The sequence below is a fragment of the Halomonas halmophila genome, from assembly GCF_006540005.1.
Classification (GTDB): Bacteria; Pseudomonadota; Gammaproteobacteria; order Pseudomonadales; family Halomonadaceae; genus Halomonas; species Halomonas halmophila.
This window is the reverse complement of sequence record NZ_BJOC01000019.1, coordinates 50,640-76,666: the sequence shown is the minus strand read 5'-3', so window position 1 is coordinate 76,666 and position 26,027 is coordinate 50,640. Positions and strand designations below refer to the sequence as shown.

The following is a 26,027-nucleotide window of genomic DNA, read 5'->3' as shown; positions in this document are numbered from 1 at the left end:
TCCAGACATCAGTGCACGGAGCGAAGAAAGCGAGACATGACAATTAGTTAGGCGAGCTTTCGACCGGGCTAGCGCACCAGCACCGCGCACAAATTCGCCAGGAGCGAATTTGAACCGTCTTTAGACGGGCCCGCAGGGTAGCCGCCAAGAATGGCGGCTATAGCGCATCGATTTGCATGCGTAAGCATTTAAGCAGTGTTTCCTTAATGGCGACACCGGAAGTCGTCATCCAGTTCGGGGTCTTCCTTGCACAGCTGTTCGCTGGGGCCGCCGGGCACCGGGTCGATGCCGCCGGACGCGCCGGGATGGCAGCGCAGGATGCGTTTGGTGGCCAGCCAGCCGCCCTTGAACGGCCCCTGTACCCGCAGGGCCTCCAGTGTATATTGCGAGCAGCTCGGCCAGTAACGGCATCTCGGCCCCAGAAGGGGGCTCAGGCAGCACTGATAGAGCCTGACCAGGGCGACGAGCGTCAGAGTCAGCAGATATCGGCACAGGCGGCTGATGCCGGAGAGCAGGGCGGTCATAAGGCAGCCAGCAGGCTCATCGCGAGTAGAGGCTATCCGGGTCGAGCAGTGGCGCCGAGGCGATCCTGGCCTGCTCGCCTTCCAGCGCGACGTAGAAGCAGCTGCGCCGCCCGGTATGGCAGGCGGGCCCGGTCTGGTCGACCTGCAGCAGCAGGGTGTCGCCATCGCAATCGAACGCCGCGCTGACCAGATGCTGTTGCTGGCCGGAGGATTCCCCCTTGCGCCACAGGCGGTCCCGGGAACGCGACCAGTAGCAGACACGCCCGGTGCTCAGAGTCTCCTCGAGTGCCCGACGATTCATCCAGGCCATCATCAGGACCTCGCCGCTGTCGTGCTGCTGGGCAATGGCAGGCATCAGGCCGGCGTCGTTGAAACGCGCGGCGGCGAGGATATCGGTCAGCGGCCGAGTACTGTCGGCAGTGGCGCCTTCCAGCGCCTTGAACACGTCTGACATGAGGACTCCGTGACGGTCAGGAGGTCTGGGCCTGCTGGTGACAGCTATCGCAGCGGCCCAGCAGCTCGATGGTCTGGCGCTGGACCGTGAACCCCAGCTCATGGGCTCGGCGGCCGAGCTGCTCATTGATGGTGTCGAGGTGGAGTTCCTCGACACGGCCGCAGTCGCGGCAGATCAATAACTGAAAGCCATGGGCATGTTCCGGGCAGGGGCAGGCGACATAGGCATTCAGCGATTCGATGCGATGTACCAGCCCCTGGTCGATCAGGAATTCCAGGGCGCGATAGACGGTCGGCGGGCGGGCCGCAGCGTGTTCGGTGGTCAAACGGTCGAGCAGGTCATAAGCCTTCAGGCCCCCACGGGTGTCGGCGATCATCTGCAGCACGCGTTGGCGAATCGGCGTGAAGCGTACGCCGCGCTGGCGACACTGGCGCTCGGCCTGATCCATCAGGGCTCGGGAATCGGTCATGCTAGCCATGCGCTCTCTGGAGTAAAGGACTCATTCTACGCGTCGCGTGCCCGCACTGCCAGGCGCGGCCTCAAGCCGTGGCCTCCCCGGTGCTCACGAGTTCGCTGCGGCGGGCGAAGTGATGCTGGGCGAAATCGACACGTTGCGCCGGGGCAGCGCCGTTGGCCTGTTGCTCGATGAGGTCGAGGCGATTGCGCAGCCCCTCGCCATTGGCCATCTGGATGGCCAGGCCAGGACGAGCATTGAGCTCCAGCAGCATGGGGCCATGCTGGCGGTCGAGCACCATGTCGGTACCCAGATAGCCCAGCGCGGTCATTTCGTAGCAGCTGGCCGCCAATTCCAGCAGGGTCCGCCAGTTGTCGATATGCAGACTGGCGAGCTCATGACCGGTATCCGGATGATCGTGGCGCGCTCGATCGAACTGGACGCCGCGAATGGCCTGCCCCGAGGCAATGTCGATGCCCACGCCGACGGCGCCCTGATGCAGGTTGGCCTTGCCGTCCGAGGCCGCCGTGGAAAGCCGCATCATGGCCATCACGGGGTAGCCCTTGAAGACGATGACACGAATGTCGGGTACGCCCTCATGGGTGTAGGCGCTGAAGGACTCGTCGAAATCGATCAAGCCCTCGACCAGTGCCACATCCGGCGAGCCGCCGAGGGAATACAGTCCCGACAGGATGTTGGAGACATGGCGTTCGACGTCGGGCAGCGTCAGGTGCGTGCCACTGGGCTTGATATAGTGTCCCCCCTCGATGCATTCGATCACCAGAATGCCCTTGCCGCCACTGCCCTTGGCCGGCTTGATGACGAAGCCACTGTGGCCGTCGAGGATACGGCGCATGTGCTTGACGCCGAACTGGGTCGAGACGGTGCCGATCAAGGCCGGGGTAGTGATGTTGTAACGCTGGGCCAGCAGCTTGGTCTGCAACTTGTCGTCGACCAGTGGGTAGAGCCGTCGGTCATTGTAGCGGCCAATATAGTGGATATTGCGCCGATTCATGCCAATGATGCCCTTGGCGCGCAGCTTGCCGGGGGTCGTCCAGTTCATCGCGTCAATCCTCCGTGACCGGCTTGAAGCGACGCAATTCGAGCAGACGATAGCCCGTGTAATTGCCGAGCATGAGGATCAGTGCCATCAGGATCAACTGCACACCAAGGAAGTTGAAAGTGATATGGCGAATCCATGGGTTGTTCATCGCCAGGTAGGCGAGTACGGCGGTCACCAGGCTGCCGCCACCCTGGATCAGGACTTCCTTGGGGCCTTCTTCCTCCCACAGGATCGACATGCGCTCGATGGTCCAGGACAGGATGATCATCGGAAAGAAAGTGATGGTCAGGCCGGCATTTAGGCCCATCCGGTAGGAAAGCACCGAGAACAGCGAAATGATCGCGATCACCGTTATGATCACCGCCGTGACCCGGGCCACCAGCAGCAGGTTGAGGTACGACAGATAGTTGCGGATCACCAGTCCTACCGCAACGACCAGCAAAAAGCCGATCAGGCCGGTCGCCAGGGTGGTCTGGATGAAGGCCAGGGCGATCAGCACCGGCATGAAGGTGCCGGAGGTCTTGATGCCGACCAGGACCCGCAGCAATACCACCACCAGGGCGCCGATGGGGATCAGCAGAATAGTCTGGAAGAGCGCCTGTTCCTCCAGCGGCAGGCTGTGAATGGAGAAGTTGAGCAGGGTGCCCGACGATTCGGTAACCCGCTCACGTACCAGGGCTTCGGCGGGCTGGGTGCGTGAGAGCATGGAGAAGGTGACGCCGGAGTTGGTGCCGCCCTGAACCTCGAGCACCGATTGCCCGGCACGTTCCCAGAGCAACAGATTGTCCGGCCGCCCCTTTGTCCCGGTCCGGGGGTTGAAGATGGCCGAATCGTCGCCGTCATATACCTGAATCCACGGCGTCAGGGTCTGCCGGCGGCGCCCGTGCTCGAGCTCCAGGCCGCTGACGGCGCGTGCCGCGACTCCGGCCTGATTGAGCAGACGTACCAACAGAGGGACACGGTCGAATTGGGTCAACAACAGGCGCGCATTTTCTCCCTGACGCTCATCGCTGAAGTCGCGTATCAATTCCCGGGTGAAAGTGAAGGCGTCGGCACTGCGTGCCCAGGCGCGCTCGATGACCTGGCTGGCCGCGGTGTCATAAGGGCGCTCCCAGACGGTGTCGTCGTCGGGTGAGGGGGGAGGCACCGGGGCAGCCTGAGCGCGGGGCGTGACCTGCATGCGGGCGCTGTAGTACAGCTGCTGGCTACCCGTGGCGTCGCGCTTCGTCCAGAGGGCTCGTCGAGTACCGTTCTCCTCGATGAAGGAAAGACCATAGCCCGGCGAGGCGGTGTGCTCATCCTGCAGGCGGAAGCCTTGCTGAGTGGAAGGCAATGCCATCTCCACCTTGACCGGTCCTCCGTCGGCAATGAAATTGACCTGTGCCTCGATTTCCCAGACCTGCCGCTGTTCGCCGGGCGTCCAGGGCACCTCGAACTGGACGTGACGGTGAAGGCTCATGCCGATGCCGATTACCAGCAGCAGCACGACAATCAAATAGAAGGGCAGTCGGGACATGTCAACTTCCTGGGAGAATCATGGGGAGGCCAGACGTCGGGGAATCAGGACGACGCGTCGCTGGTCGCGTCTTCCTCGCTGTCCGCGGACTCAGCGGCGGTGCCGGGCATCTCGGGCTTGTCATGCACGAATTCCTTGGCAACATCGATGATGGCGATGTCCATCAGGAAGCGTCGTCCCAGCAACACCGGATATTCCGGGTCACGGCGATCGGTCAGGGTGAATTGCACGGGCTCGCGAATGGGCCCGAGCGTCATCAACAGTTCGATGACCGGACGCGACACTTCACCGGCAGCCTGGGTGACGCGCACGCGCCGCTCGATGGGTGCCTCCTGCCAGCCGTCGCGTGCGGTTTTGGCTACCGCATCGTCTTTCGTGATCCCGAGCTTGAAGCGGACCCAGTCTTCGCCATCGCGTTCGAAAGGCGTGATGTCGCGGGCACTCAGCGAGGACGTATCGGTCCCTGAGTCGACCCGTGCCTTAAGGAAGGTACCGATATTGGGCAAGCCGACCCATTCGGCGCGGCCCAGCAGTGCCTTGTTGGCCAGGCGGTCATCCGTTGTGCGGCATTCGGTGATGACACGCGTGGTGTCCTGCTGGTGGCTGTCACGCGCGAGTTGTTCGATGTCGGCGCTCAAGTCGCGGACCAGCCGTCCGACCTCACGCACATCCGCCGTCAGCGTGCGTTGTCCCTGGCGTTGCTGCGCGAGGCGCTCGGCGTGATCGTCACACTGCGCCATGACACGTCTTTCGAGTTGCTGAAGACCGACCTGGAACTCGGCCGAGGTGACGGGCGGTGGCGCAGGCTCCTGCTGGGATGGCAGCCAGGCGCAGCCGCCAAGCAATGCCGTAGCGCCGAGTAGCGTTAACATCAGGGACGGGCGTTTCGGCATGTCGAGGGTGTCCTTAGCACTGAGGGAGTACAAAATGCTCAAGCTGCATGGATGATAAGGAGGCGATCAGGTGGTGTCCACGCCGGAGTTTCCAGCATGTGCCGTGAAACCGATGTCGATACTACAGTATCGTTCATGATGCACGATGGCGGAGACACGGAATCGACAAGCCAGTCGAGCTGAATATCATTTCGTAGAATGTATATTATGTTAAATGAAGGAATGAAAAGAATTGCAAATGTCGATCCAGCCAGCCTGATCGACCGTGCATGAAGCCCGGAGCTGCTGTCTATACTCTGCCCGTTTCTCGTTTCTCGTTTCTCGTTTCTCGTTGTGCGTAGCCTGTCCATGGACTTATCAGCGCGTCGATTCCGGATATCGCGTGGCCCGCTGCCAGGCGCGTCTGGCAGCCTGTCCGAGGCCTCTCGGCAGGATCACGCGCTGCGCCCCGAGGTACGCCAGGAAGTGTCGTGCCGTCGTTTCCAGCGCTTCGGCCAGGCCACACGGCAAACTCGCCGGTCGAATGTCCGCCTCCCAGTGCCAGGCGTGTAGCTGGAGCACGCCGTGCCGACAATCGGCGTCGAAGCGGGCCACGAAGCGCTCGCCCCACAGCACCGGCAGCACGTAATAGCCCCAGCGGCGTTGTGCTGCCGGCTTGTAGACCTCCCAGACATAATCGAAACCGAACAAGCGGAACACTGCCTTGCGGTCCCACATCAAAGGATCGAGCGGCGCGATGAAGCGAAGCCGCGGATCCGGCGCCGTGCCGGCGCCATCGAGACTCGCGATCAACGCCGGGCTGGCCCAGAAGGCTTGCCCCTCGATGTCGACTTCGATCAGCCGGCCCTTGTCGATGGCCCGGCGGGCGATCCGGTCACGTTCGCGCCGCGTGCATGGCAGCAACCATACGGCCGCATCGGCGGTCGGCCGCAGCAGTCCGACGGCCTGAACGCGGCGGATAATCAGGCGTTCCAGGGCATCATCGGTGTCGCCGGGCTGATGGCTGGATGGCTGCGGCAGGACGCGTTGCGGCAGATCATGGGCATGGCGCCCCTTGACTCGATGATGGGTCATGAGACGGCCGGTGTCCCATAGTGCCTTGAGCAGGTGTCGCGAGCGCCTGGGCCCGTACCAGTGGCCACGCAATGCCGGGTCCGAACGCTGATCCCCCAGCTCGAGACTGGTGGATGGCCCCTGGCGTGCTACCTGTTCGACGAGTTCGCCGGCCTCTCGCGACTCGACATCGATGCCGCGCCGCCGCCAGCGCGCGGCGAACCATTCATGAAATGGCGCCTGGGCCCACCAGTCCTGTGTACCGATCAGGCTGGCCTGCTTGTCCCAGCCATCCACCAGCAGACGACGCTCGTAGGCGGCCGACTGCCAGTCGCCCTGCCGATATTCGGGCACCCGTGACTGCAATACCAGGTCCGGATTGGTGCCCACGGGCGCCAGGGGATCGTACTGAATGGTACCCAGGCGCTGGATGACCCTGTCGAGGGATTGCTGCTGGCCATGCAGCTGACTCAAGACACGCCGGGCATCGGCACGGGTCAGGCAAAGGCGGTGGTTGTGGTCCACGAAACCCCTCCTGCTGAAGCAACGGAGCCCCGGACCTTATGGCCAGGGGCTCGGATGGCGCAACACGATGGCGGGAGCGGCCGGATCACTCCGCGGGGGCGTAGGAGCCGTCCTCGCGATGAATCTCATTGCCGGTCAGGCCCGGCGTAAAGACACAGGCCAGGTGCATGGTCTTGGTGGCTCGCAGCAGGTGCTCGTCGTGCTGATCGAGGATGTAGATGTCACCCGGCTTGATGGGCCAGATCTTGCCATCGGCCAGGGTCTCCACCTCGCCCTCGCCTTCGATGCAGTAGACGGCTTCGAAGTGATGCTTGTAGTGGATATGGGTCTCGGTACCCTCGAAAATGCGGGTGATGTGGAAGGAACAGTTGCCGCCGTCTTCTGCCAGCGACAAGCGGGTGCTGTCCCAGTTGCCGTTTTCGGCGGTGACGAGGCGCTCAGTCTGACGGGCCTGCTCGAGGTTACGAACGATCATGTCGACTCTCCGGTGATTCGTGAACGAGCCGGCCGCAAGCTACGGCCGGCTCTGGATAGAATGCCATCAAGGCAGCTGCGTGGCGATCAACTGAACGCCTGATGAGTGCTGGACTCGAGAATATCCAGCCCCTCGATCAGGTCTTCATCCGGAATCGTCAGCGGACACAGGCACTTGACGACTTCCCCGTCCTGACCACTGGTTTCGATGATCAGACCATTCTCGAAGGCCTGATGGGTGATCCTGTCGGCAATATCACCGGCCCCGACATCGATGCCGCGCATCAGGCCGCGGCCACGCTCGGAGGCTTCGATGCCATTGTCGGCCAGCCAGCTGGCGATCCTGGCAAAGCGCTCCTCGACGATACGACCCTTGCGCTGAACGTCACGCTCGAAGCTGTCATCGCTCCAGTACTGGCGCATGGCCGCCGTGGCGGTAACGAATGCCAGGTTGAAGCCGCGGAAGGTGCCGTTGTACTGACCGGGCTTCCATATGTCGAGTTCCGGCCGCATGAGAACATGGGCGAATGGCAGGCCATAACCGGACAGTGACTTGGAGTTGGTCACGATGTCCGGTGTGACGCCGGCATGCTCGAAACTGAAGAACTTGCCGGTACGCCCGCAACCCGCCTGGATGTCATCGACGATCAACAGGATATCGTGGGCGTGACAGATGCTCTCGAGGCGCTTGAGCCATTCGAGCCCGGACACATTGATACCGCCCTCGCCCTGCACGGTCTCGACGATGACTGCGGCGGGCACGTCCAGGCCGCCGGACTGGTCGCCCAACAGCTTCTCGAAGTAATCCAGGGTATCGACGCTGTTGCCCATGTAGCCGTCGAACGGCATGAAGGCGGCGCCCTGGGTCGGAATGCCCCCCGTGGCCTCGCGAAACTTGCGATTGCCGGTCGTGGCCAGTGCTCCCATGGTCACGCCGTGGAAGCCATTGGTGAAGGTCACGATGTTGTGACGGCCCTTGGCTACTCGGGCCAGGCGAATGGCGGCTTCGACGGCGTTGGTGCCGGTCGGCCCCGGCAGGTGAACCTTGTACTCCAGGCCGCGCGGCTTGAGGATCACTTCCTCGAGCGTTTCCAGGTAATCCCGCTTGGCGGCAGTCCAGAAATCCAGGCCATGCACGATGCCGTCGCTGTCCAGGTAGTCCAGCAGCGCCTGCTTGAGATGCGGGTTGTTGTGGCCATAGTTGAGGGTGCCGGCACCGGCCAGAAAATCGATGTATTCGCGGCCCTCTTCATCGGTCAGGCGAGCATTCCGGGCCTGGGTGAAGACGACCGGAAAAGAGCGGGAATAAGTGCGTACCTCGGACTCCATGCGCTCGAGGGTCTGGGTCTGCATGGGAAACTCCTCTGCAATGAATTGAATGAATCGGGAAGCGGGGTCGCCGGCCGGCAGCGGGCCGGCAAGGCGGCGTTGCGGATCAGATCCGATCGGTCTGGAACGGGCCGATGCGAACGAGGTTTTCCGGGTCATGCTCACCGCCGAGTTGATCGGTAGAGAAGTATTCGCGACTGTTCAGGGGTGCCTGCCAGCGTTCGGCCAGTCGACGGAACAGCGCCCAGGAGGCCTGGTTGTCGGGCGTGATGGTGGTCTCGAGATGGTGGACGTCGCGCATCTCCGGGCGTGTCAGGATGGCCTCGGCCAGGCGGCGGGCCATTCCGGTGCCCCGCGCCTTCTCGCCGACGGCCACCTGCCAGAGAAAATAGGTATCCGGCGCATTGCTTTTTACATAGCCGGAGACGAAACCGACGATGGTGCCCTCTTCATTCATGGCCACCGCACAGCTGTCACGGAACTGTGTGGCCAGCAGCAGATAGGCATAGGCGGAATTGACGTCCAGTGGCGGGCAGGACTTGACCAGCTCGTAGATGCCCCAGCCATCATCCGGGTTGGGTTTGCGGATGAAGAGTGGCGAGGCTTCATGGCCGACCACGGCATCCGAGACGCTGGGCCTTGCCAGGTCGGATGAGGGGGTAAACGGCTCTGTAGGTGCGTTCATGTTCAGGGTTCGCTGTAGCGAATTCGTTAGCCATCATAACAACCGCTTCATCTTATTTCAAAAGCTGGTTTATCCAGCTTCCGAATATCCATAATGCAGAATTATGATCTACATGCCGCCCTCGCCTGAACCGGCCTCGGGATCTGGATAGCGACTCGAGCGTCCGCGTTCGTCAGGGGCGCGTGAATGCCTGGCCGTAAACGTGAAAAGCCACCCCTGAGGGTGGCTTGCCGAGATGACGTGAAGATGACGTCGGGGCTGCCGATCTCAATGGCGGCTGGGAGTGCGCATGGTGACGAATTCTTCGGCCCCGGTGGGATGGATGCCCACTGTCTGGTCGAACTGTGCCTTGGTCAGTCCGGCACGCACGGCTATGGCAATGCCCTGGATGACCTCCCCGGCCTCCTCGCCGACCATGTGGGCACCGACCACGACATCCGTGGCGTCATCGACGATCAGTTTCATCAGGCAGCGCTCGCTGCTGCCCGAGAGCGTATGCTTCATGGGGCGGAAGTCGGCGCTGTAGACACGGATCGCGTCATACGTCTCGCGGGCCGCTTCCTCGGACAAGCCGACGGTGCCGATATTCGGGTGGCAGAATACCGCCGTGGCGATACGCGTGTAGTCCAGCGGTTCGGGCGTGGTCTCGCCAAAGTGATATTCGACCAGCTTCATGGCCTCTTCCAGCGCCACCGGTGTCAGCTCGGGGCCGCCGGTAACATCACCCAGTGCCAGGATCGAAGGCACCGAGGTCTCGAAGCGCTCGTTGACCTCGAGCGCACCATCGTCGTGGGTGGCCAGGTCGAGCCGGTCGAGACCCAGCCCGGCCAGATGCGGCCGCCGGCCGGTCGCGGCCAGAACGGCGTCGACTTCCAGCACGCGACCGTCGGTAAGTGTGACCTTGAGGCCGTTCGCGACTTTTTCGATCGCGTCGATATTGGTGTTGAAGTGCAGATTGACGCCCTTCTTGGCCATTTCGTTGCGGGTGTATTCGCGCACCTCGTTGTCGAACCCGCGCAGGAAGAGATCGCCGCGGTAGACCAGGTGGGACTCGCTGCCCAGGCCATTGAAGATGCTGGCGAACTCGACGGCAATATAGCCGCCGCCGAGGACCAGGAAGCGTCGCGGGAATTCGTCCAGATCGAAGACCTGGTTGGAATTGACGGTCAACTCCTTGCCCGGAAAGTCGGGTACCCAGGGCCAGCCACCGACCGCCACCAGGATCTTGTCGGCACTGATGGTGTCGCCGCCGACCTCGACATGATGAGCGTCGACGACGCTGGCGCGGCCATTGATCAGGCGAACATCGGCATTGTCGAGCAGTCGGCCATAGATGCCATTGAGCCGCTTGATCTCGCCGATCTTGTTGTCGCGCAGAGTGGCCCAGTCAAAGCGTGGCGCTTCGCCGAGCTGCCAGCCGAAGCCGCCGGCATCCTCGAAGGACTCGTGGAAATGCGCGGCATACGAATACAGCTTCTTGGGCACGCAACCGACATTGACACAGGTGCCGCCCAGGTAGCGGTCCTCGGCCACGGCCACGCGGGCGCCCTGGGCAGCGGCCGTGCGGGCGGCGCGCACACCACCGGATCCCGCCCCGATGACGAAGAGATCATAATCGAACTCGGACACAGGCTTCTCCTGAAGGATGCGAGAGTGAAGATGGCACGATGATACCAGCGCCCGACAGGCCCCGGGAGGGGCTTGGCCATTGACCGGCACTATGCCGGTAATAAAAAATATTCCGCGTCAGTCAGCCTGATCACAAGAGACTCTCTCCACATGAAAAATGAAATGAAGCAGCTCCTCGAGCGCAATCGCCAGTGGGCGGAAAGCGTGAACCGCGAGGATCCCGACTTCTTCGCGCGCCTTTCCGAGCAGCAGAATCCGGATTATCTGTGGATCGGCTGCTCCGACTCGCGAGTCCCGGCCAACCAGATCATCGACCTGCCGCCCGGCGAGGTCTTCGTTCACCGCAACGTCGCCAACCTGCTTCATCACAATGACATGAACGCGCTTTCGGTGGTGCAATTCGCCGTCGACGTGCTCAAGGTCAAGCACATCATGATCGTCGGTCATTACGGCTGTGGCGGGGTCAAGGCGGCCGTCACCGGCGGCGAGTGCGGCATCGTCGATTACTGGCTGCACTCGGTGCGTGAACTCTACAGCCTGAATCGTCCCGACCTGGAGCACCTGCCGCTGGACCAGCAGGTGGATCGCATGTGCGAGCTCAACGTCAAGGCACAGGTCAACAACCTGTGTCGTACCAAGATCCTGCAACGCGCCTGGCAACGGGGCCAGCCGTTGGCCGTGCACGGTTGGGTCTATGGTCTCAGCGATGGCCTCGCCACCGACCTGGACTGCAGCGTGACAGGACTCGACCAGGTTTCCACCCTGTATCGCATCGACCGCGCCACGCCGGCCGGTGAGGATTGAGGCCCCTACCCCCACTGCCCCTGCGTCCGGCACGGCTATTCGTCGGACGCATGGCGACGTCTCATAATTTCGATTGTCCTTTTCCCGTCGACCTCTCTATGTTGATGACTGGACCATAATGGTCGAGACGCTCGAGGTTCACCGGACCCGAGCCGCGAGACCGATAACAATCCATCCGGCATGGAACGAGACATGACAATCAAGAAGACTCTTCTGGCTAGCGTCATCGGCACCGCCATGACCTCCGCTGCTATTGCCCCGGCCGCTCTGGCGGAAAACACCCTGCGCATGGCTTATGATGCCGACCCGGTATCACTGGATATCCACGAACAGTTGTCGGGTGGCATCCTGCAACTGTCGCACATGACGTTCGACCCGCTGGTTCGCTGGACCAAGGACCTGAAGATCGAGCCGCGTCTGGCCAAGTCCTGGGAACAGGTCAACGACACCACATTGCGCATGAAGCTGCGCGAGGATGTCGAATTTCACAGCGGCAACGCCTTTACTGCCGAAGACGTGGTCTGGACCATCGAGCGCCTCAAGCGCAGCCCTGATTTCAAGGCGATCTTCGAGCCGATCTCGAGTGCCACAGCGGTCGACGAGCATACCGTCGAGATCAAGACAGAGAAGCCCTACCCCCTGCTGCTCAACCTGGCGACCTATATCTTCCCCATGGATAGCCAGTTCTATTCCGGCAAGGATAGTGACGGGGACCCCAAGGACGAGATCGTCAAGAACGGCAACTCCTACGCGTCAAGCCACATGTCCGGTACCGGCCCCTTCGAGGTCACCGAACGGCAGCAAGGCGTACGCGTCGTTTTCGAGCGCAACGACGACTACTGGGACGAGTCGTCTCCGGGCAACGTCGACAAGATCGTGTTGAAGCCGATCGGTGAGAATGCCACCCGCGTGGCCGCCCTGCTCTCCGGCGACGTCGACCTCATTGCTCCGGTCCCCCCCAACGATCTGGAACGTGTCCGCCAGGACGACAGTGTCAAGCTGGTCACCATGTCGGGGACGCGCATCATCCTGTTTCATATGAATCAGGAACGTGTCGAGGCGTTCGAGGACCCGCGCGTGCGCAAGGCCTTTGCCTATGCCATCAATCAGGAGGCCATCGCCGACCGTCTGATGAAGGGCTTTGCCACCCCGGCCGCTCAGCTCTCGCCCGAGGGCTATGCAGGTCACAATGATGAGCTGGAGCCCCGCTATGACGTCGAGAAGGCCAAGCAGCTGATGGCCGAGGCCGGTTACGAGGATGGCTTCACGATCAGCATGATGGCGCCCAACAACCGTTACGTGAACGATGCCAAGATCGCCCAGGCGGTCGCGGCCATGCTGGCGCGCATCAATGTCAAGGTGGACCTCAAGACGCTGCCCAAGGCTCAGTACTGGGGCGAGTATGACGATCGGGCCGCCGACATGATGATGATCGGCTGGCATGCGGATACCGAGGACTCGGCCAATTTTCACCAGTACCTCACTGCCTGCCCGGATGCCGAGACTGGCGCTGGTCAGTACAACGCCGGCAATTACTGCAACCCGGAGGTCGACAAGCTGGTCTCTGAGGCCAACCTCGAACTCGATCAGGCGAAACGCGCTGAAATGCTGCAGCAGATGGAACAGACGCTGTACGACGAGGCTGCCTTCATCCCGCTGCATTGGCAGGATCTCGCCTGGGCCAGTGACACCAATGTCAACATCGAGCCGGTCGTCAACGTGATGAACTTCCCCTATTTGGGCGATCTCGTCATCGAGGATGAAGAGTAACCACCCTCCAGCCGGTGCCTGAGCCAACCAGGACAGGACCGGGGATTCAACACTCCAGGCGTGATACGTCCCTCTCCGAGGGACGTATTATCGCGTGCCCGGCTTCTCAGGCTCAGGCCTCCAAGATAATGGAACGCCACTCATGATCGCTTTTCTGATCAAGCGCCTTTTTCATGCGCTGCTGGTGATGTTCGTCATCAGCCTGATCTCCTTCGCCATCCAGGACAACCTGGGTGACCCCATCCAACAGATGGTCGGCCAGTCCGTGCCGGAGAGCGAGCGCGAAGCCCTGCGTGAAGAGCTGGGTCTCAATGATCCCTTCGCGGTGCAATACATGCGTTTTGTCGCCAACGCCGCCCAGTTCGATTTCGGCTATTCGTATATCTTCAATGAGCCGACCACTCAGGTCATCATGCGCCACCTGCCGGCGACGCTGGAGCTGGTGGCCGCGACGACCTTCCTGATCATCGTGCTGTCGGTGCCCATCGGGGTCTACAGTGCCATCAAGCCACGTGCCTGGCTGTCACGCTTTTTCATGGGCGCCTCGATCGTCGGCATTTCGATTCCGGTGTTTCTCACCGCCATCGTGCTGATCCAGATCTTCGCCATTGGTGTCTCCTGGTCGCCCTTTCCGACGGATACCGGCTGGGGCAGCTGGCTCAATGAACTGGTCAGTACACAGGGCGGCATGCCGGCCTACGGTCGCGGCAACCCGATACCGGTGTTCGGCACCTGGGAGACCAATTTCGCCTCTCTCGAGGGACTGAGTTACCTGGTGCTGCCCGCCATCTCGCTGGCCTCGATCATGCTGCCGCTGTTCATCCGCCTGATCCGTGCCGAAATGCTCGAGGTACTGCAGTCCGATTACGTCAAGTTCGCCCGCGCCAAGGGTATTTCCCCACGGCGTATCTACTTCCTGCATGCGCTCAAGAACACCATGTTGCCGGTGATCACCGTGGGTGGTGTGCAGATCGGCACCCTGGTGGCATACACCATCCTGACCGAGACGGTGTTTCAGTGGCCCGGCATGGGGCTGATGTTCCTGGATGCCATCGAGCGCTCCGACATACCGCTGATCGTGACCTATCTGATGATCGTCGGGCTGATCTTCGTGATCACCAACACCCTGGTCGATCTGATCTATGGCCTGATCAATCCCACCGTCAAGCTGACAGGGAAACCCGCATGACCACGCTGACGACTCGACAGACGAGCCGTTGGGAACGCTTTCGCGACTCCTATCTGCTCTACAGCTTCAAGCGCGATCTGATTGCCCAGGTCAGCCTGCTGGTATTCATTCTGCTGGTCGGCGCCGCCTTGCTGGCTCCCTGGCTGGCGCCGATGAACCCTTACGATCTGGCGCAGATCAATATTCTGGCTTCAGAACTGCCGCCCTTCTGGGTGGATGGCAGCGACCCCATGTACCTCATGGGCACCGATGCCCAGGGCCGTGACCTGTTGTCGACGATTCTCTATGGCCTGCGGGTCTCGCTGATCATCGGCTTCGGCGCCGTCGCCATGCAGGCGACACTGGGGGTCTGCTTCGGCCTGCTGGCCGGCTATCTGGGGGGCCGTGTCGATGCCTTCCTGATGCGCCTGGCCGATATCCAGTTGTCGTTCTCGACCCTGATGGTCGCCATCATCGTGGGTGCCCTGTTCAAGGCCATCTTCGGCGGCGCCACCTTCAGCGACTATGCCGTCCCCTTGCTGGTGTTGATCATCGGCCTGGCCGAGTGGCCACAATATGCGCGCACCGTGCGGGCCTCGGTGCTCGCCGAGAAAGGCAAGGAGTATGTCGATGCGGCGCGGGTCATGGGGCTGCCGAGTCGGCGCATCATGTTCCGCCACATTCTGCCCAATACCCTGTCGCCGATCTTCGTCATCTCCACGGTGCAGGTGGCCAACGCCATCATCTCGGAAGCCGCCCTATCGTTCCTCGGCCTCGGCATGCCCGAGACCCAGCCCTCGCTGGGCTCGCTGATCAAATCCGGTTTCGACTACCTGCAGTCCGGCTCCTGGTGGATCACCCTGATTCCCGGCCTGGTGCTGGTGGTACTGGTGCTGGTGATCAACCTGTTGGGCGACTGGCTGCGCGACGTGCTCAATCCGCGACTCTACAAGGGCTGAATCTCATGTCTCTACTCGACGTTAACCACCTCGATGTGCGTTTCGCGCTGCGTGGCGGCGATGTCCGGGCCCTGCGCGATGTCTGCTTCAGCCTGGATCGCGGCGAGCGACTGGGCATCGTCGGCGAGTCCGGTGCCGGCAAGTCGGTGGCGGCCTTCACGCTGCTCAACCTGATCGCCCAGCCGGGCTATATCGCCGGCGGCAGCATCGAGTTCGATGGTCAGGAACTCATCGGCCTCAGCGATCGCAAGTTGCGCAAGGTGCGCGGTCATCGCATGTCGATGATCTTCCAGGACCCGATGATGACCCTCAATCCGGTGCTGACCATCGGTGAACAGATGGTCGAGTGCCTCAAGGCACATCGCCGCATCAGTACCCGTCAGGCGCGCACCATTTCGATCAACCGGCTCCAGCAGGTCCAGATCCCCTCGCCCGAAGCGCGACTGGACCAGTATCCGCACGAGCTGTCCGGCGGTATGCGACAGCGGGTGATCATTGCCATCGCCTTGCTGCTCGACCCGGACATCATCATCGCCGATGAACCTACCACGGCGCTGGATGTGACCATTCAGGCCGAGATCATGGCGCTGCTGCTCGAGCTCTGCGAGACCCACAATGTCGGTCTGATCCTGATCACCCATGATCTGGGGGTGGTCAGCCAGGTCACCCAGCGCATGCTGGTCATGTATGCCGGTCGCGTCATCGAGCAGGGACCGACCCGGGAGATCATCAATGATCCGCAACACCCCTATACCCAGGGGCTGATCAATGCCCTGCCGCAAATGGCCACCCCGGGCGAGCGGCTCAACCAGATTCCCGGCAGCATGCCGTCACTTTCCAAGCTGCCGAGCGGCTGTGCCTTTCATCCGCGTTGTGGCTTCGTCGAGCGGCCCGACGGCAGCCATCGTTCGGCCTGTCACGAGGAAGTGCCGGCATTCGTGACCTCCGGCAACTGTCAGGCCGCCTGCCACATGGTGGCGGAGATGATCGAAAGCGAACGCATTCCGGCCGAGGAGCAAGACTGATGAATTCGACCGCGACAAGCCCGGAAGCTTCACGGCCGCTGTTGACCCTCAAGGGGATCGAGAAACGCTTCTCGCTTTCCGGGGATTTTCTCGAACAACTACAGTTCAAGGGCGGCAAGCTGGTGCGCCACCAGGAACACGTGCACGCCATCAATGGCGTGGACCTGGACATTCAACGTGGCGAAGCCCTGTGCGTCGTCGGCGAGTCCGGCTGCGGCAAGTCCACGGTGGCGCGTACCGTCATGGGTCTGATCACGCCCTCGGCGGGCGAGGTTCACTATGACGGGGAACGCATCGACAACCTGAGCACCAAACAGCTGCTGCCCTATCGTCGCCGCATGCAGATGATCTTCCAGAACCCCTATGCGTCGTTGAACCCTCGCATGACCATTCAGCAGACGCTGGAAGAGCCGATCCGGCTGCATCATCCGGACTGGTCCAACCAGGCCGTCAAGGACAAGGTCAGCGAGGTGATGACGTCTGTCGGTATCAGTGCCGACTGGGGGCCGCGCTACGGCCACGAGTTCTCCGGTGGTCAACGCCAGCGCATCGCCATCGCCCGGGCACTGGCCGTGGATCCGGAATTCATCGTCGCCGACGAGCCGATCTCGGCGCTGGATGTGTCGATTCAGGCCCAGGTGCTCAACCTGCTGATGGAAGCGCAACAACGCAGCAACCTGACCTATCTGTTCATCACTCACGACCTGGCCGTGGTCGAGCATTTCGGTACCCGGGTCGCGGTGATGTATCTGGGCCGGGTCTGCGAGGTGGCGCCTACCGCGACGCTTTTCTCCCGCCCCCGCCATCCCTATACCCAGGCTCTGATGTCGGCCATTCCGCGACTCGAGGATGACCGCCCGCAGCATATTCGCCTCGAAGGCGAGGTGCCGACGCCGGTCAACCTGCCTTCGGGCTGTGTCTTCCACGGGCGCTGTCCGCATGCCGATGAACGCTGTCGCCAGGAGATTCCCGCCCTGATCGCCACGGATGACGGGGGCCAGGTAGCCTGTCATGCGGTCGAGGAAGGGCGCATTGGCTGAGTGTGCTGATTTGCTGGCATAATGCCTCCATTCGTAACGCGTGCCGCAGGGAGCCCGATAATCCGGGCTCTCTTGCGTTGCGGCGTGCGCTTCGTCATCTATCGATGCAGTGGTTGCCTGGTGGCTGATCCCATCCGAGGAGCCGCGGCAAGAGAGCTGTCATGGAAATACGCTGGTTGGAAGATTTCATTGCCCTGGCCCGGACGCGGCACTTCTCGCGGGCGGCGGAAGAGCAGAATGTCACCCAGCCGACCTTCTCGCGACGCATCAAGTTGCTCGAGGATGATATGGGCGCCATTCTCGTCAATCGCCAGACATTACCGTTGTCGCTGACACCCGAGGGTGAGGAGTTCCTGCGTCTCTGCCAGGAAGTCACGCGTCAGGTCGCGGAGACGCGTCAGCGCCTGGGCAGTCTGGCCGAGAACCAGGCCGCTGGCATGCGGCTGGCCGCGTCCCAGAGCCTGCTGGCCAACTTTCTGCCGGAGTGGCTGGCCGGCTGGTCGCGCCCTCCGGATATTACGCCCTACCTGCGCGCCACCGGCTGGTTGACGCCGGATTACTTCCAGGCGCTGGGTCGCGATGAGTGTGACCTGGTGATGTGCTACTGGCCGGTGGATGAGGTGCCAATGGAATTCGATACCGCGGACTTCGATTATCGTCGACTGGGTACGGAACGCCTGGTACCGGTATCGTTGCCAACCCAGGATGGTGCTCCGCGTTTTGCGCTGGACCCGCCGAGCCATCAGCCTCTGCCGCTGATTGCCTATCATCCGCGCTCCATGGTCAATGCCGCGCTTCGCCGCCATCTGGACGCACGTGGGGCTGCCCCCACCTTCAATGTGCTCAACGAAAGCATCCAGAGCGGCAATATCCGCGAGCTGGTCGGGCTGGGCTATGGCATCGGCTGGTTGCCGGAACGCAGCGTCACGCAAGCGCTGACCTCGGGTAGGCTGGTGCTGGCCGGCAACACGTCCTGGTGCCTGCCCCTGGACATCCGACTCTATCGTCGCCATGTCGCCCAGTCTGCCGTCGATGCCCTGTGGCAGGATCTGGACGGCAGCGTCATGTCGAAGCGGGACGTCGGCACGTGATCCAGGCAGGTGACTTCCCCGCCGACTTCCGCCCGGTGCCCGGTCTGGCCAATGCGCATCTGCAGACGCTGTTACCGCGTGTGCTGCCACGGCCTGCGCCGGACATGACCCGGGAGACTCTCGAACTGCCCGATGGCGACTTCGTCGAACTCGCCTGGTGCGGCCGGTCCGCGACCAGCGAGCGGGCCCCGCTGCTGGTGATGTTTCACGGTCTGGAAGGCTCGGTGGACTCACCCTATGCGCGTCATGTCATGGCCAGCGCCGAACAATCGGGCTGGCGGGCTGTGCTGATGCACTTCCGTGGCTGCGGGCAGTGGCCGAACCGGCTACCGCGTGCCTATCACAGTGGCGACACCGCGGATGCTCGCTATCTGCTCGCGACACTACGCCATCGCTATCCGCACGCCACCATAGCGGCACTGGGCGTGTCGCTCGGCGCCAACATGCTGCTCAAGCTGGTGGCCGAGGAAGCCGACGACCGGCTTCAGCTGCGGGGCGCCATGGCAGTGGCACCGCCGGTGGATCTGGCCGCCTGCGCCGATACCCTGGAGCACGGCATGGCGAGGATCTACCAACGCCACCTGCTCGATGCGCTGAAAGACAAGGTGATGCCGCGACTGGCAGACGGGGAGTTACCGCTGGATCTGCAGCCTGACGATCTCGGGGACCTTGCGACCCTGCGGGCCTACGACGATGTGGTGACGGCCCCCTTGCACGGCTTCACGGGGGCCGAGGACTATTACCGGCGCGCCTCGGCCGGCCCCCTGCTGGACCGGATCGAGCTGCCGACCCTGATCCTGCACGCCGCTGATGATCCCTTCATGCCGCCCGGCCTCTACGACCGCTTGTCATTGGGCACCGGGGTCCGCCTCGAACGGGCCGGCCATGGCGGTCATGTGGGCTATGTCGAGTGGCGGGACGGGCGACTCGCCAGCTGGCTGGCGCGCCGCGTCGCACAGCAGCTCGATCACTGGGCCACCGTCATGCGTTGATCGGGCAGCTCACCCCGGTACCCTTGAGGCCACAATAACCGCCGGGATTCTTGTCGAGGTATTGCTGATGATATTCTTCGGCATAGTAGAACACCTCAAGCGGCAGTATCTCGGTGGTAATCGGGCCCCTGCCCTGCTCCGCCAGCGCCCTGGCGTAGGCCTCGCGGCTGTGTCGGGCCCGTTCCTGCTGATTTTCATCGAGGGTCAGGATGATCGAGCGATACTGGGGGCCGATATCGTTACCCTGACGATCGCCCTGGGTCGGATCGTGGGCCTCCCAGAAATAGCGCAGTAGCGTCTCCAGCGAGATCACCTCGGCCTCGAAGACGATCCGCACCACCTCGGCGTGGCCGGTTCGACCGGTGCAGGTCTCTTCATAGGTCGGGTTGGGCGTGACGCCCCCGGCATAGCCCACGGCCGTGACATGCACGCCGGGCAATTCCCAGAACAGCCGCTCGGCCCCCCAGAAACACCCCAGACCGACCACGATTTCCTGCATGCCCTCCGGCCAGGGCGGCAGCATGCTGCGCCCGGTCACCCGGTGCCGGCCGGAAATTTCCAGTGGTGTGCTACGCCCCGGCGGCGCGCTTGCAGCCTGTACGTTCATGACGCTTTCCTCGTAGTTGCGTGAATATGGCTTGCCCGACGGGACCTATTCCAGGTCCGGCGGATCGCCCGGCAGACTGAAGGTATAGATCAGGTCCACCGCCTGGGAGGCACCGGAGACCGCTTCCACATAGAGGTTGCGCCAAAGCTTGTAGCGTAGGCTCAGCTCGGCGATGGGCGAGAAGACCCCGACGCCGTAACCGACGCTCAAGCGGTCGGTGAGGTTGCCTCGGACCACCACCTGGCTATCTTCGCCGCTGCCGGCGGCGTCCAGCTGAAGATCCTGAATGCCGAATGCCTCACCGATGGCCCCCACGGCTCCTCCAGCCTGGCCCAGGCTCAAGCCGATCAGTGCCGAGGTCAAGGCGCCGTCGGCGCCGCCGCTGGCATCCGGTGCGCGCCCACGCAACACATAGGACAGCGCCCGGGACTCATCCATGGGGGGGTCGGAGAAGATCTGCAAGCGTGGGCTCGATGCCGGCCCGGAAACCTGGATACCGGCAATGACGTCCCCTTGTGTGCTGTCCGGGTTGCGGATGGCCTCGAAATCCAGCAGGGGCTTTCCAGGTGGGCCACTGAAATACAGGATACCCTCGCGGATGATCAGGTCCTGGCCAAAAGCCCGGAAGCGACCATCCACGAGGTTGACGTTACCGAAGACCTGCAACGGCCCCCCTTCCTGGCGAACTTCCAGTTTGCCGGCCAGACCGGTCTGCAGCCCATAGGCCGAGAGCCGCATATCCGGGCCGAGCGACAGGGTGATGCGCATGTCCATGGCCATGCCGGCCTCGGTCATGGCTTCGGCCGTCGATTCGCCGGTTGCCCGGGCGGCTTTTCTGGCTTCGACTTCCTCCCGAGTGACGATGACTTCATCGGGGCTGGCCGACTGTGCCGAGGCCGGTACCTCACCGACCTCGAGTCGGGCCCAGGGAATGCCGACATCACCGCGGATACGCAGGCGTTTCGGGTTGGCACTGATGCTGAGGTCCGGTGCCAGACGCAGGCGGCCGAACCCGGACAACGAGGCCTGCAAGGGCTCCTCGACGCCGGTGAGTTCGATGCCTGCCTGCCAGGCATCGGCGGACGGCCAGCTGGCACTGCCTTCCATCTCCAGTCTACCCTTCTCGCTGGCCAAGAAGCCGTCGAGCAGGGCGCGGTCGCCATTGAGATCGATGTTCAGGCGCCCATCGGTCACGGAAAGCGGCAGCCCCAGGCCGACGGCCTGGAGCCCGCCCAGTTCCAGGTTGCCATCGAGTCTGGGTTGCTGACGATCGCCACCGATCTCGATGCGCCCGCCGAGCGCCCCTTCGAGGGTCTTGATGTCGGCGACCAGCGGTCGGTAGGGGTTGAGTCGAAGATCCTCGACATTGAATATGCCGGACAAGTTGCCGGCGCCCATGGGATCGTCAATCCCCAGGTCAAGGCTGATGGCGCCGCTATCGCCGAGTGTCAGGGCCATGTTGACATCGGCGCGCGTCTGATCGGCTTGTAGCTCGAGCGAGAGATCGGTACCGGGAACCGACCAGGCCTGGCCGTAGGCATCCTGACCGGTGATATCCAGGTTACTCTCCAGATTGGCTGCGGCCTGCCAGGCACTGCCACCGCGGGACCACTGGGCCGTCACCCTGGCCTGGGTCTCGCCCGCCATTTGCCAACCGGCGGGCATGGCGTCATTGATCAGGTCCATGGGCAGCTCATTGATGGTCAGCACGGCATTGCCGTTGTCGGCCGAGGCGTCGAGCGGCTCTTCGAGGCAGACCGCACCGCCCTCGCGACGGCGCAGGCAGAATGGCTGCGCGGTGATCGCGCTGCTGGCCAGGTCGGCCTCGACCACCAGGGCATCATCGAGGGCCAGCTCGCCGTACTCGGTACTGGCCTCGAGGGGTGTCAGGCGGCCCTGATAGCGTTGTGCCTGTTGATCCAGTCCGCCTTGAAGCGCCAGGTTCAGAGAAGACAGCAGACCCTCCTCCGGACCACTCACGCCCAGCGTCAGACGGTGTTGTGACAGCCGCCCGTCGAGGTTCAGGTCGACGCTGTCGAACACCTGGCCTGCGGCGTCGAGACCCTTGGCATTGAGTGTCACATCCAGGCGCGGGTCCTCGAGGCCGGCGACATTACCCTCAAGGCTCAAGTCTTTCAGTTGATTGTCAGCAAAAGCCAGATTGCGACCATCGAGGGCCATTTCCAACTGGGGGACCTCGAGGCTTCCCGAGGCCTCGAGGTTGCCGGACAAGGCGCCGCCAAGCTTCGGATAGAGGCTCTTCAAGGCCGGCATGTCGAGCTCGGCAGTCACATTCAGGCGTTCGGGAGATAGCGTGCCGTTGGCAGAGAGTCGATTCTTGCCCTGGCGAAAATCGAGGGTCTGAATGTCCCAGCTCATCCGGCTGTTACCCGAGAGTTGCGCATCCAGTTGCAATGGATAATCGGCCAGGGTGCCATCGATGTTCAGGGCCGGCACCGTTACCTGCCAGCCATCGGTATCCTGGCGAAAGGATACATCGGCATTACCGTCGAGGTTACCGCTCAGCCCCTCGACGAAAGGTTCGGGGTTGACGTCTTGAAGCGCCAGGCTGGCTTCCACCGCCAGACCTTCGGCCCAGTCGATGCGACCTTCGCTCGTCACGCGGGCGTCATTCATGTGCAGGGCCAATGGTTCCCAGATGAAATGCGCCAGATCGCCACGCCCGCTCAGCTTCACCCGGGTACGCGGTACCTGCGGGCCCTGTGCCGCCAGCGAAAGCCGGGTGCGGTAATCGATCAGGCTGCCTTCAGCTTCGAGGCGGAGAGATTCCACCCGCCAGGGTTCGGTCGTCCCCGCCGCTTGCGCATCCGCGTTGGATGCGTCGGTGCCGCTCTCTCCCTGGTCGTTGTTGGTGTTGGCATCAGCTTGCGGGGTGGCCGATGGGGTAGCCGCTTGCATGCCCGGCAGTGGCCATTGCAAGCCGGGGCTTTGCAGTGACGCCTGAAACGGCAGTGTCGGGTCGAGGGCATCGAGTGTGGCGCTGAAGCGTGTCTCGATGGGCCCGGTCGTGGTCAGGTCTATCTGCAGGTCGGCCATGTCGCCGCTTACGGCGAGTTCGATACGCTCGCCGTCAAGCGCCGGCATGCGCTGCGGCAGGTAAAGATCGCTTTCGAGGCGGGCGTTCAGCGGGTAGTCGCCGCTCAGGGTGACTTTGGCCTGGAGGCGGGCATCCGCGGCCGAACTCGCCACCCGCAGCGGCTCGATGGTGATGTCCTGTCCCCGAGCCGTGACGCTCAGCAGCAACTCCTCGAGGTGATAGGCAAAGGCGCCTTCCACGGCCGTATCGGTGACCTTGAGTTGCGGCACCTCCACATTGATGGGCAGGGTGATATCCGGCAGCTCGATACGCGGTTTGTCTGCCAACGACTGGTTGGCCATTCCCGCGGCCTCGGGCGCTGCCTCGGCGGGCAACGGCGAATTCACGGCGATCGTGGCATCAATGGCGGCAGCGGTCAGAATGGGGCCTTCATGCTCGCCTTCGCTGAGCACCAGTTGGTTGCCGACCGACAGCGGCAGGGTCAGGCGCAGACCATCCAGTCGTGTTGGTTTGAACTCGAGCGTATCAGACTGGGCAACCGCCCCGGTGGAAAAGGACGACCAAGCTAGTTGTGTGCCATCGGCCAGCCGCACCGCCACATCATCCAGTGCCAGTTCGCGTAGCTCGATGGGAAATGGCAACTGAATGGGACCCGGCATGCCGCCCTCGCCGTCGGTCGGTTGTTGCTCAGGAGGCGGCGCGTCGCTGGCCGAGAGACGAATGCGTGCGCCCGTGACATCCAGTCGATCGATACACAGGCGCCCGTCCAGCAGGCAATCCTCGGCCCAGGCCAGTTCCAGCCGCTGAACGGCCACCTGGGCCGGGCCAGCCTCGAGACTCAGCTCCTCGACAATGAGTGTATCCAGTGGCGCGCCTTCGACACTGGCAAAGTCGTAGAGCCCCATGCGTTTGCCTTGATCGAGGAGCAGTCCGGTGCCCCAGGGTGACAGTACCAGGCCCAGCACCAACAAGAGCAGCCCGAATAGCCACAGCGGGATCAGCAACAACAGGCGGGTCAGCGCCCAGGTCAAGCGACGGAGTCTCACGTGGCGGCCTCTCAGAATTCCGGTCCGATGGAAAAGTGGATGCGAAAGCTGTCATCGTGATCGAAGGGATGGGCGACATCGAAACGAATCGGCCCGACCGGCGAGATCCACCTGATGCCTAGACCGGCACCGGTATTCAATTGATCCGGCCACCAGTCGGAAAAGGCGTCCCCGGCGTCCACGAAAGTGGCCAGCCACCACTTGTCGGCAATCTTGCGCTGTGCTTCGACGCTCGCCACGAAACGTTGTGCGCCGCCCTCCAGGCGGCCCTCGTCGTCCCTGGGTGCCAGGCTCTCGTAGGAATAGCCGCGCACGCTGTTGTCACCGCCGGCGAAAAAGCGCAATGACGGGGGAATATCGTCGAAGTCATCGGTGGTGACACTGCCCATGCCAAGCCGCCCCACGAAACGATTACTGTCGCCGAGCATGCGGATCCAATGGGTGTCGGCATTGACGCGAAGGAAGTCGGCTTCCGAGCCCCAGGCCTGATTGGCATACTGTACCGTCAATTGCTGCCGATCGCCCCAGGTTGGAAAGGTCGGGTTGCGGGTGCGGGTACGCGACCACTGTACTCCGGGGTACACCAGCAATACTTGATTGGAGACGCCCGCCTGGGTGAAGTCTTCAAAGGTCGAGCGGACATAGAGGTACTGCTCCCAGCCGTTCTCGAACTTCCATCGACGCCCGAATTCGACACTGGCTTCCGTGGACTGGGTGTCATCCTGGTCCTTGTTGCGCAGGCCGTATTGCAGCTCATAGCTGTCATTCAAGGGGTCTTCGAGCGGCATGGAGTAGACGCCGGTGAACTTCTGCTCGGGACTGGAAATATACAGATCGTGATTCCAGCTGTGGCCATAACGATTGACCCAGGGTTGATTCCAGGTAAGGCGAGCTCGTGGTCCAACGTCGGTGGAAAAGCCAATACCGGTCTCGAACTGGTGGCGGTCTGCCGGTGTGAGCTGCACATCGATCGGTACCCGAGGGACCTCGGGTTCAGTGAGTGCCCCGGCGGCGCCGAGTGCCCGGGCATCGAGGATGGCGGGTTGCGCCGTTGGTTCAGGGATGCCTTCCACATCCAGCGCATACCACCAGCCGGGCCCCGTATCCTGGATGGCGAGGGTCTCGGGACCGGCATCCAGGCGCGGTCGAACACTGACGGAGCCGAACCACTGAGTCTGGCCCAGATTCTGATTCAAGCGGGCCACCTGCCCGGCGAGATACGGGCTACCCGGTTCGAAGGGCACCAGATTTCTCAGCCGCTCGGATTCGATGTGCTGACCGCTGAAATGGACCTCGCCGAAATGGTAGCGAGGCCCACTGTCGAGGCCCAGCGACAAGTAGGCACTATGTGCCCAGGGACGCACTTCCAGGCGTCTCTGGCGGAACCCCCAGTCGAAGTAGCCACGCTGCATCGCCAGCCCCGAGAGCTTGCTGCGCAGGCTGTCATAAGGGGCATGGCGCAGGATATCGCCTTTCTCCTGGGGATAGGCCTCGATGGCGTCGGTGAACAGCGGGTCCTCGGCGGCGGCTCCCTCCAGCACGAAATCGAGGCGTTCGATGCGCACCGGCTTTCCCTTGTCGACGTCCAGGCTGACATGGGAAGGAGATGCCGGGTCATCGAAGCTCAGGGTCATGTCGGGTTCATAGTAGCCGAAAGGGCGCAGGGCCTCGCCGACCAGGCGACGCACCTCCTCTTCCAGGCGTTCGGCCTGATATTGAGAGGCATCGAGTCCATCGAGATAGACCTCGATGTTGCTGGCAAGCTCGTCTTCCACACCGCTGATCGAGGCATCCAGTGCCAAGCTTGGCATGGCCGCGACCAGACACAGTGCTCCGCTGCCCAGGCGCATGAACTGACGATTATCCAT

Annotated in this window: 22 protein-coding genes; 8 read left to right on the top strand and 14 right to left on the bottom strand. The window is 62.7% G+C overall.

The genetic code is table 11. The annotated features are described in order from the left end of the window. Positions 1-203: 203 nt before the first annotated feature. The 11 genes from yidD to gorA all read right to left on the bottom strand — a co-directional run bounded on the left by yidD (position 204) and on the right by gorA (position 10,599). Entirely contained in the window at positions 204-524 is a 321-nt protein-coding gene (yidD, locus tag HHA01_RS07390; RefSeq protein WP_141319275.1) for a membrane protein insertion efficiency factor YidD, read from the bottom strand. Between the two features lie 16 nt (positions 525-540). Next, on the bottom strand, positions 541-978 hold the full coding sequence (gene hisI / locus HHA01_RS07385) for a phosphoribosyl-AMP cyclohydrolase (RefSeq protein ID WP_141319273.1): 438 nt from the start codon (positions 976-978) through the stop codon (positions 541-543). A gap of 16 nt (positions 979-994) precedes the next feature. Beyond that, positions 995-1,447 carry a transcriptional repressor gene (locus HHA01_RS07380; RefSeq protein ID WP_141319439.1) on the bottom strand — a complete coding sequence of 151 codons (453 nt, stop codon included), beginning with the start codon at positions 1,445-1,447 and terminating at the stop codon, positions 995-997. 70 nt (positions 1,448-1,517) lie between these two features. Next, a complete protein-coding gene (locus tag HHA01_RS07375) occupies positions 1,518-2,495 on the bottom strand; it encodes an alpha-L-glutamate ligase-like protein (RefSeq protein WP_141319271.1) in 978 nt (325 codons plus the stop codon). 4 nt (positions 2,496-2,499) lie between these two features. After that, entirely contained in the window at positions 2,500-4,011 is a 1,512-nt protein-coding gene (locus tag HHA01_RS07370) for an inactive transglutaminase family protein (protein ID WP_141319269.1), read from the bottom strand. A 44-nt stretch (positions 4,012-4,055) separates the two neighbouring features. Beyond that, positions 4,056-4,904, bottom strand: coding sequence for an ATP-dependent zinc protease family protein (locus HHA01_RS07365; RefSeq protein WP_141319267.1), 849 nt, complete (start codon positions 4,902-4,904; stop codon positions 4,056-4,058). A gap of 357 nt (positions 4,905-5,261) precedes the next feature. Beyond that, complete coding sequence (locus HHA01_RS07360) at positions 5,262-6,482, bottom strand: DNA glycosylase AlkZ-like family protein (protein WP_141319265.1); 1,221 nt, start codon at positions 6,480-6,482, stop codon at positions 5,262-5,264. Positions 6,483-6,567: 85 nt separating this feature from the next. Then, positions 6,568-6,957 carry an ectoine synthase gene (locus tag HHA01_RS07355; protein ID WP_141319263.1) on the bottom strand — a complete coding sequence of 130 codons (390 nt, stop codon included), beginning with the start codon at positions 6,955-6,957 and terminating at the stop codon, positions 6,568-6,570. Between the two features lie 86 nt (positions 6,958-7,043). Further along, positions 7,044-8,309, bottom strand: coding sequence for a diaminobutyrate--2-oxoglutarate transaminase (gene ectB, locus HHA01_RS07350; protein WP_141319261.1), 1,266 nt, complete (start codon positions 8,307-8,309; stop codon positions 7,044-7,046). 82 nt (positions 8,310-8,391) lie between these two features. Continuing rightward, complete coding sequence (ectA, locus tag HHA01_RS07345; RefSeq protein ID WP_141319259.1) at positions 8,392-8,970, bottom strand: diaminobutyrate acetyltransferase; 579 nt, start codon at positions 8,968-8,970, stop codon at positions 8,392-8,394. A gap of 267 nt (positions 8,971-9,237) precedes the next feature. Beyond that, on the bottom strand, positions 9,238-10,599 hold the full coding sequence (gorA, locus tag HHA01_RS07340; RefSeq protein WP_141319257.1) for a glutathione-disulfide reductase: 1,362 nt from the start codon (positions 10,597-10,599) through the stop codon (positions 9,238-9,240). A gap of 162 nt (positions 10,600-10,761) precedes the next feature. Here gorA and can point away from each other — a divergent pair, with 162 nt between their 5' ends. From can to HHA01_RS07300, 8 genes are all read left to right on the top strand, one after another. Then, positions 10,762-11,403 carry a carbonate dehydratase gene (gene can, locus HHA01_RS07335; protein ID WP_373862940.1) on the top strand — a complete coding sequence of 214 codons (642 nt, stop codon included), beginning with the start codon at positions 10,762-10,764 and terminating at the stop codon, positions 11,401-11,403. Between the two features lie 192 nt (positions 11,404-11,595). Next, the gene (locus HHA01_RS07330) at positions 11,596-13,173 is read left to right on the top strand and encodes an ABC transporter substrate-binding protein (protein ID WP_141319253.1); all 1,578 of its coding nucleotides are present in this window, start codon (positions 11,596-11,598) and stop codon (positions 13,171-13,173) included. A gap of 142 nt (positions 13,174-13,315) precedes the next feature. Continuing rightward, on the top strand, positions 13,316-14,362 hold the full coding sequence (locus HHA01_RS07325; protein WP_141319251.1) for an ABC transporter permease: 1,047 nt from the start codon (positions 13,316-13,318) through the stop codon (positions 14,360-14,362). After that, positions 14,359-15,300, top strand: a complete 942-nt coding sequence (locus tag HHA01_RS07320; RefSeq protein ID WP_141319249.1) for an ABC transporter permease — start codon at positions 14,359-14,361, stop codon at positions 15,298-15,300. The genes HHA01_RS07325 and HHA01_RS07320 overlap by 4 nt, the downstream gene beginning before the upstream one ends. Before the next feature lie 5 nt (positions 15,301-15,305). After that, positions 15,306-16,325 carry an ABC transporter ATP-binding protein gene (locus HHA01_RS07315; RefSeq protein WP_141319247.1) on the top strand — a complete coding sequence of 340 codons (1,020 nt, stop codon included), beginning with the start codon at positions 15,306-15,308 and terminating at the stop codon, positions 16,323-16,325. After that, positions 16,325-17,365: an ABC transporter ATP-binding protein gene (locus tag HHA01_RS07310; protein ID WP_141319245.1), complete on the top strand. Its 1,041-nt coding sequence runs from the start codon at positions 16,325-16,327 to the stop codon at positions 17,363-17,365. Before HHA01_RS07315 ends, HHA01_RS07310 begins: the two co-directional genes overlap by 1 nt. A gap of 161 nt (positions 17,366-17,526) precedes the next feature. Next, entirely contained in the window at positions 17,527-18,456 is a 930-nt protein-coding gene (locus HHA01_RS07305) for a LysR family transcriptional regulator (RefSeq protein ID WP_141319243.1), read from the top strand. Further along, positions 18,453-19,448: a hydrolase gene (locus HHA01_RS07300; protein WP_307725347.1), complete on the top strand. Its 996-nt coding sequence runs from the start codon at positions 18,453-18,455 to the stop codon at positions 19,446-19,448. Before HHA01_RS07305 ends, HHA01_RS07300 begins: the two co-directional genes overlap by 4 nt. On the opposite strand, the gene msrA is transcribed toward HHA01_RS07300, so the two are convergent. From msrA to tamA, 3 genes are read right to left on the bottom strand one after another with little or no spacing between them, the layout of a single operon-like run. After that, positions 19,438-20,055 carry a peptide-methionine (S)-S-oxide reductase MsrA gene (gene msrA, locus HHA01_RS07295; protein ID WP_141319241.1) on the bottom strand — a complete coding sequence of 206 codons (618 nt, stop codon included), beginning with the start codon at positions 20,053-20,055 and terminating at the stop codon, positions 19,438-19,440. The genes HHA01_RS07300 and msrA overlap by 11 nt on opposite strands. A gap of 45 nt (positions 20,056-20,100) precedes the next feature. Then, a complete protein-coding gene (tamB, locus tag HHA01_RS07290) occupies positions 20,101-24,159 on the bottom strand; it encodes an autotransporter assembly complex protein TamB (RefSeq protein ID WP_141319239.1) in 4,059 nt (1,352 codons plus the stop codon). An 11-nt stretch (positions 24,160-24,170) separates the two neighbouring features. Beyond that, the gene (tamA, locus tag HHA01_RS07285) at positions 24,171-26,027 is read right to left on the bottom strand and encodes an autotransporter assembly complex protein TamA (protein WP_141319237.1); all 1,857 of its coding nucleotides are present in this window, start codon (positions 26,025-26,027) and stop codon (positions 24,171-24,173) included.

Coding starts and splice junctions, on each gene's coding strand:
- tamA (WP_141319237.1), bottom strand. CDS start 26,027: ATGGATAATCGTCAGTTCATGCGCCTGGGCAGCGGAGCACTGTGTCTG.
- HHA01_RS07330 (WP_141319253.1), top strand. CDS start 11,596: ATGACAATCAAGAAGACTCTTCTGGCTAGCGTCATCGGCACCGCCATG.
- HHA01_RS07375 (WP_141319271.1), bottom strand. CDS start 2,495: ATGAACTGGACGACCCCCGGCAAGCTGCGCGCCAAGGGCATCATTGGC.
- HHA01_RS07320 (WP_141319249.1), top strand. CDS start 14,359: ATGACCACGCTGACGACTCGACAGACGAGCCGTTGGGAACGCTTTCGC.
- ectB (WP_141319261.1), bottom strand. CDS start 8,309: ATGCAGACCCAGACCCTCGAGCGCATGGAGTCCGAGGTACGCACTTAT.
- HHA01_RS07355 (WP_141319263.1), bottom strand. CDS start 6,957: ATGATCGTTCGTAACCTCGAGCAGGCCCGTCAGACTGAGCGCCTCGTC.
- HHA01_RS07365 (WP_141319267.1), bottom strand. CDS start 4,904: ATGCCGAAACGCCCGTCCCTGATGTTAACGCTACTCGGCGCTACGGCA.
- msrA (WP_141319241.1), bottom strand. CDS start 20,055: ATGAACGTACAGGCTGCAAGCGCGCCGCCGGGGCGTAGCACACCACTG.
- yidD (WP_141319275.1), bottom strand. CDS start 524: ATGACCGCCCTGCTCTCCGGCATCAGCCGCCTGTGCCGATATCTGCTG.
- can (WP_373862940.1), top strand. CDS start 10,762: ATGAAGCAGCTCCTCGAGCGCAATCGCCAGTGGGCGGAAAGCGTGAAC.
- HHA01_RS07315 (WP_141319247.1), top strand. CDS start 15,306: ATGTCTCTACTCGACGTTAACCACCTCGATGTGCGTTTCGCGCTGCGT.
- HHA01_RS07380 (WP_141319439.1), bottom strand. CDS start 1,447: ATGACCGATTCCCGAGCCCTGATGGATCAGGCCGAGCGCCAGTGTCGC.
- HHA01_RS07305 (WP_141319243.1), top strand. CDS start 17,527: ATGGAAATACGCTGGTTGGAAGATTTCATTGCCCTGGCCCGGACGCGG.
- ectA (WP_141319259.1), bottom strand. CDS start 8,970: ATGAACGCACCTACAGAGCCGTTTACCCCCTCATCCGACCTGGCAAGG.
- hisI (WP_141319273.1), bottom strand. CDS start 978: ATGTCAGACGTGTTCAAGGCGCTGGAAGGCGCCACTGCCGACAGTACT.
- HHA01_RS07325 (WP_141319251.1), top strand. CDS start 13,316: ATGATCGCTTTTCTGATCAAGCGCCTTTTTCATGCGCTGCTGGTGATG.
- HHA01_RS07310 (WP_141319245.1), top strand. CDS start 16,325: ATGAATTCGACCGCGACAAGCCCGGAAGCTTCACGGCCGCTGTTGACC.
- HHA01_RS07370 (WP_141319269.1), bottom strand. CDS start 4,011: ATGTCCCGACTGCCCTTCTATTTGATTGTCGTGCTGCTGCTGGTAATC.